Raw genomic sequence first — 5,657 nt, forward strand, 5'->3', positions numbered from 1 at the left:
AGCTCGCCGGCCACACCGGACGCGTCGAGATGTCGACGCCGTCGTTGCCCATCGTGGCGGGCACCACGGGCAGGTCGAGGACGTGGTCGTCCACCCGCAGCTGGGCGGATGCGGTCACGGTCTCGGTCATGCTGTCCTCCTCGGGTCACCGGTGCGCGGGGTCATCGGCGCGGTCCGGCCGTGCGGGGCCCCAGGCCGTTGTCACGTCCGGGTCAAATCCAAGTAAAGCAGATGCAGCGCGGCCGGTGGTCCGTCGCCACCGTCAGCGCCGTCACGCACCCGTCAGCCGGGCGACGGCGCGGGCCACCGACTCGTCCGACGCCGTCAGGGCGATCCGTACGTGCCGCGCACCGGCCGGCCCGTAGAAGGCACCGGGCGCGACGAGGATGCCCAGGTCGGCGAGGTCCGCGACGGTCCGCCAGCAGTCCTGCCCCGCGCCCGCGGCGCGCGTCCACAGGTAGAGCCCCGCGGCGGAGCCGTCGACCTCGAACCCGGCACCCTCGAGCGCGTCGCGCAACGCCCTGCGCCGGCGCCCGTACCGGGCGCGCTGCTCCGCCACGTGCGCGTCGTCGTCGAGCGCGGCCACCATCGCCGCCTGGACGGGGGCCGGCACCATCATCCCGGCGTGCTTGCGCACCTCGAGGAGGCGGGACACGAGGGCCCGGTCGCCCGCGACGAACGCCGCGCGGTACCCCGCGAGGTTGGACTGCTTGGACAGCGAGTGCACGGCGAGCAGGCCCGTGTGGTCACCGTCGCAGACCGCGGGGTCGAGGATGCTCGGCACCCCGCCACCCGCCCACGGCTCGTCCCAGGCCAGCAGGGCGTAGCACTCGTCGCTCGCCACCACGGCACCGGCGCGTCGGGCCTCGGCGACGACGGCACGCAGCTCGTCGACCCCCAGGACCTGGCCCGTGGGGTTCGCGGGCGAGTTGACCCAGACGAGGCGGACGTCGGGCCGCCCGGCCCACACCGCGACGTCGTCGGCCGGCAGCGGCGTGGCCCCGGCGAGGCGTGCGCCCACGTCGTAGGTGGGGTACGCCGTCCGTGGGTGCACGACGACGTCGCCGGCACCCAGGCCGAGCAGCGCGGGCAGCCACGCGACGAGCTCCTTGGAGCCGACCGTCGGCAGCACGGCCGCCGGGTCGAGCCCCGGGACCCCGCGCCGCCGGGCGAACCACGCCGCGACCGCCTCGCGCAGGGCGAGCGTGCCGTGGGTCGTGGGGTAGCCCGGCGCGTCCGCCGCGGCGGCCAGCGCCTCCTGGACCAGCTCGGGCGTCGGGTCGACCGGGGTGCCGACGGACAGGTCGACGATGCCGTCGGGGTGCGCCATGGCACGCTCGGCGAACGGCACGAGCGTGTCCCAGGGGAAGTCCGGCAGGGCGCCGGTGAGCAGTCCCACGTCGCCGACGCGCTGGCGTCAGACGGCGCTCTGCGGCGGGAGCGCCGCGATGATCGGGTGGTCGCGCTCGATGAGCCCGAGCTTCGCCGCGCCGCCGGGCGAGCCGAGCACGTCGAAGAACTCGACGTTGGCCTTGTAGTACTCGCTCCACTGCCCGGGGACGTCGTCCTCGTAGTAGATGGCCTCGACGGGGCAGACGGGCTCGCACGCGCCGCAGTCCACGCACTCGTCGGGGTGGATGTACAGCGAGCGTGCGCCCTCGTAGATGCAGTCGACGGGACACTCCTCGATGCAGGCCTTGTCCTTGACGTCCACGCAGGGCTGGGCGATCACGTACGTCACGGGCGGTCCCTCCAAGTAGCCGAGGACCCTAGTATCCCCCAGGTGAGCAGCACACGGGTGATGAGCGCCAGCACGTGGGCACGGCCGTGAACGGGGCCTGGACCGCGTGGCCCGTCGGCGTGCGCGTCGTCGTGCGGCGCCGGCTCGACGGGGGCGGCTACAGCGACGTGCTCGGCGAGCTCCTCGCCTCGGGGCCCGACGGCGTCACCGTGCGCAGCCGCACCGGCGACGTCACCGTGCCGGCCGCGGAGATCGCCGTCGGCAAGATCGTCCCGCCGCCACCCGTCCGGCCCCGGCGCCCACCACGGGACGCGGACTAACCTGGCCCCATGCGGGCTGACAGCCTGCGCCGATGGCTCCCGGGCCTCGAGGTGGCGCGCCACTACCAGCGGGCATGGTTGCGCCACGACCTCGTCGCCGGCGTGGTGCTCACCGCCCTGCTCATCCCGGCCGGCATCGGCTACGCCCAGGCGGCCGGGCTGCCGCCGCAGACGGGCCTCTACGCGACGATCGTCCCGCTGCTGGCCTACGCCCTCGTGGGGCCGTCGCGCGTGCTCGTGCTGGGTCCCGACTCGTCGCTCGCCCCGATCATCGCGGTCTCGGTGCTGCCGCTGGCCGCCGGCGACCCGGACCGCGCCGTCGCCCTCGCCGGGCTGCTCGCCGTCCTCGTCGGGCTCGTGCTCCTCGTCGGCGGGCTGGCGCGGATCGGTGCGGTGACGGCGCTGCTGTCGCGCCCCATCCGGATCGGGTACCTCAACGGCATCGCGCTCGTGGTCATCGTCTCCCAGCTGCCGGCGGTGCTCGGCGTGCGGATCGAGGCGACGTGGTCGCTCGGCGACGTCGGGGCGGTGGTGCGCGAGCTCGCCGGCGGCCGGGTCAACGGGACGGCGCTCGCCGTCGGCCTGGTGTCGCTGGCCGTCGTGGTGGGGCTCCGGGTCACCGTGAGCCCCGTCGCCGGCGTGCTGGGATCCGTGGTGGGCGCCGTCGTTTTCGTGGCCGTGGCGGGGCTCGCCGACGCCGTGCCGGTCGTCGGGGCCATGCCGCACGGTCTGCCGGCGCCGGCTCTCGGCGGGCTGGGCTGGGACGACGTCCTTGCCCTCGCCGGGCCGGCGCTCGGCATCGCGCTCGTCGCGTTCGCCGACACCGCCGTGCTCTCGCGCTCGCTCGCGGCGCGACGCGGCGAGACCGTGGACGGCAGCCACGAGATGGCGGCGATCGGTGCGGCCAACGTGGCCGGCGGGCTGCTCGGTGGCTTCCCGGTGAGCGCCTCGTCCTCGCGTACGCCGGTGGCGGAGCAGGCCGGCGCCCGCACCCAGCTCGTCGGGCTGCTCGGCGCCGCGCTCCTCGTGGCGTTCGTGCTGCTGGCGCCCGGGCTCACCGGGCTGCTTCCCTCGGCGACGCTCGGGGCCGTCGTCATCCTCGCGGCGGCCTCGCTCGTGGACGTGCCCGGCACCGTGCGGCTGCTCCGGATGAACCCCGTCGAGGGGCTGCTCTCGGTCGCGGCGCTGCTGGGTGTCGCGCTCGTCGGGGTGCTCGAGGGCATCGTCGTCGCGATCGCGCTGTCGCTGGCCGCCTTCGTGCGTCACGCGTGGCAGCCCTACCGCGCCGAGCTCGGCCTCCTGCCGGGCGTGCGCGGCTACCACGACCTCGCGCGTCACCCCGAGGGGTCCCGCGTGCCGGGTGTGGTCATCGTGCGCTTCGACGCACCGCTGTTCTTCGCCAACGGCGCGCAGTTCGACGACTACGTGCGCTCGGTGGTCGACGCCGCCGGTCCGGGCGTGCACACGGTGATCCTGGCGGCCGAGCCGATCACGGACATCGACACCACAGCGGCCGAGGAGCTCGCCGAGCTCGACGACGTGCTCGCGGCCCGGGGCGTCACGCTCGTGTTCGCCGAGATGAAGGGCCCGGTCAAGGACCGGCTGCACCGCTACGACCGGGAGGACGGCGCGCGCAGGCCCCGCTACGGGCCCGAGCGGTTCGCACCCACCGTGGGTGCCGCCGTCGACCGCGTCACCGGCCGGCTGCGGGGCGACCTGGGGCCCGACGCGGCGGCCGAGGGCTGAGCCGCACCGAGGCCGGCCGGCGCCGCACCGTCAACCCGTGGGCTCCGCCCCGCAGACGATCCGGTTCTGGGGTCGGTAGCGATGGGTCCACGACTCGCGCGAGGCCTCGACACCGGCCAGCGCCACCGCGCGGGTCACGGTGACCGAGAAGCCGGGGTTGCCGGCGGACTGCGCCTCGCACGTGGGCGACTGGGAGTACACCGTGGTGGGTGCGACCACGCCGGAGCGGCCCGACGTCGTCGAGTCGACCGTCCAGTGCGGCGTGCTCCACACCTTGACGTGGACCCGGCCGCCCTCGACGTAGGCCTGCAGCAGCGCCCCGTAGGGGGTGTTGTTGGCCCACCGCAGGTCGATCACCCCGGTGAAGATGGTCGCCTCGCGCCCCTCGGGGTACCGCGAGAACCACTCGCTGTGCGGGGTGTGCTCGAGGAGCTCGAACCCGGCGAAGTAGGCGGCGTTGAAGGTGGTGGTGGAGATCTGGGAGAGCCCACCGCCCCAGGCGTCGGTGTGCTGGCCGCTGACGATGGCGCCCGCCTGGACGAAGCCGTGCTCGGCGTCGATCGGGCCGAGCGCCTCCGTGAGGCTGAACTCCTCGCCGGGCCGCACGAGCACACCGTTGATCTTGCTGGCCCCCACGATGATGTTCTGGGTCCGGCGCGGCTCGCTGGTCAGCGGGGTGGAGAACTCCGAGACGATCTGCACGATGCCGAGCGACTCGAGCTGCGCGGTCGACTGGCTCGGGTCGGTCGCGACGAGCTCGACCCGCGCGGTGCGGTCGTCCCCTGTGCCGGCCACGGCCACCGCCGCCGCGAGGGCCTCCGGGTCGAGGGTGGTGCCCGGCGTCCCGGGGACGATCACCGGCAGGCCGTCGACGAAGGTGAACGACGCGTCGGCCGGGTCGGTGAGCAGCGCCGTGGTGCGCGACGTGACCGCCTCGACGAGCGCCACGCCGTCGAGCTGGAGCGTCAGCTCCGTGCCGTCCGGCACGAAGGCCGCGGCCGCGGCCAGGACGTCCGTGGGCAGCTCCGCGACCTGGTCCGCGACCGCGACGGCGACCGGAGCGTCGACCAGCGGCCGTGCCACCTCGGCGAGCACGCGCTCGACCTCGGCATCGGTGATGGCGGGGGCGGTCACGGCGGACGGCAGCTCGATGGGGCGCGGCGCGGTGAGCCAGCCCTCGGTGAGGACCCCGCGCGCGGCCTCCTCGTCGACCCCCGACCCGTCGACGGCGGCCGTGCTCTGGGCCTCCTCGTCGACGAAGACGATCGTGCCGTCCACGGGGTCGGTGACGAGGGAGTCCGCGACCTCGACCAGGGCATCGGTCAGTGCCGCGGAGTCGACCGTCGTGACCGGGTCGACCTCGTCGGCGCCGAACAGGTGACGCCACAGGCGGGCGGGCTCCAGACCGAACCCGGTGAGCTGGTCGACCGTTGCGGCCGCGTCGAGCGTGAGGCCCGCGGCCACGGGGTCGAACGCCGTGCGCTTGTCCCCCAGGGCCACCGGGATCGGCTCGGTGGTCGCTGCGGCCAGCTGCTCCTCGAGCCGCACGACCGCGGCGGCGGCGTCGAGCCCACCGATCTCCACGCCCGCGACGACGGTCCCGGTCGGCACCCGGTCGGAGAGCAGCCAGAGCGCCCCGACGTACAGGCCCGTGAGCACGACGAGGACCGACGCGACGGCGCCGAGCACGCGGGGCCAGCGACGACGGCGCCTCTGCTCGGGGAAGGCGTCGAGCGGTGTGCCGGCCACGGGCGGGAGGGGCGCTGGCTCGGGCTCGGGCTCGGACTGGGGCGCGGGCTCGGGCTCGGGCTCGGACTGGGGCGCGGGCTCGGGCTCGGGCTCGGACTGGG

General features: G+C 75.3%; 5 protein-coding genes. 2 read left to right on the top strand and 3 right to left on the bottom strand.

The window, feature by feature from the left end; genetic code table 11:
- Positions 1–271: 271 nt before the first annotated feature.
- Together dapC and fdxA are read right to left on the bottom strand one after the other, a co-directional pair.
- Positions 272–1,399, bottom strand: coding sequence for a succinyldiaminopimelate transaminase (gene dapC, locus PKY62_RS11665; RefSeq protein WP_324537150.1), 1,128 nt, complete (start codon positions 1,397–1,399; stop codon positions 272–274).
- Positions 1,400–1,417: 18 nt separating this feature from the next.
- Positions 1,418–1,741: a ferredoxin gene (fdxA, locus tag PKY62_RS11670; RefSeq protein ID WP_324537152.1), complete on the bottom strand. Its 324-nt coding sequence runs from the start codon at positions 1,739–1,741 to the stop codon at positions 1,418–1,420.
- A 74-nt stretch (positions 1,742–1,815) separates the two neighbouring features.
- On the opposite strand from fdxA, the gene PKY62_RS11675 reads away from it, so the two are divergent.
- Positions 1,816–2,061 carry a putative acetyltransferase gene (locus PKY62_RS11675; RefSeq protein WP_324537154.1) on the top strand — a complete coding sequence of 82 codons (246 nt, stop codon included), beginning with the start codon at positions 1,816–1,818 and terminating at the stop codon, positions 2,059–2,061.
- Positions 2,062–2,070: 9 nt separating this feature from the next.
- On the top strand, positions 2,071–3,807 hold the full coding sequence (locus tag PKY62_RS11680) for a SulP family inorganic anion transporter (protein ID WP_324537156.1): 1,737 nt from the start codon (positions 2,071–2,073) through the stop codon (positions 3,805–3,807).
- 30 nt (positions 3,808–3,837) lie between these two features.
- On the opposite strand, the gene PKY62_RS11685 is transcribed toward PKY62_RS11680, so the two are convergent.
- On the bottom strand, positions 3,838–5,657 hold a 1,820-nt coding region (locus PKY62_RS11685; protein ID WP_324537158.1), incomplete at its 5' end, for a VanW family protein.

The organism is Actinotalea sp., from assembly GCF_035443605.1.
Taxonomy (GTDB): domain Bacteria; phylum Actinomycetota; class Actinomycetes; order Actinomycetales; family Cellulomonadaceae; genus Actinotalea.

Excerpts from the sequence above, each read along its gene's own strand:
- PKY62_RS11680 (WP_324537156.1), top strand. The coding sequence starts at position 2,071 with ATGCGGGCTGACAGCCTGCGCCGATGGCTCCCGGGCCTCGAGGTGGCG.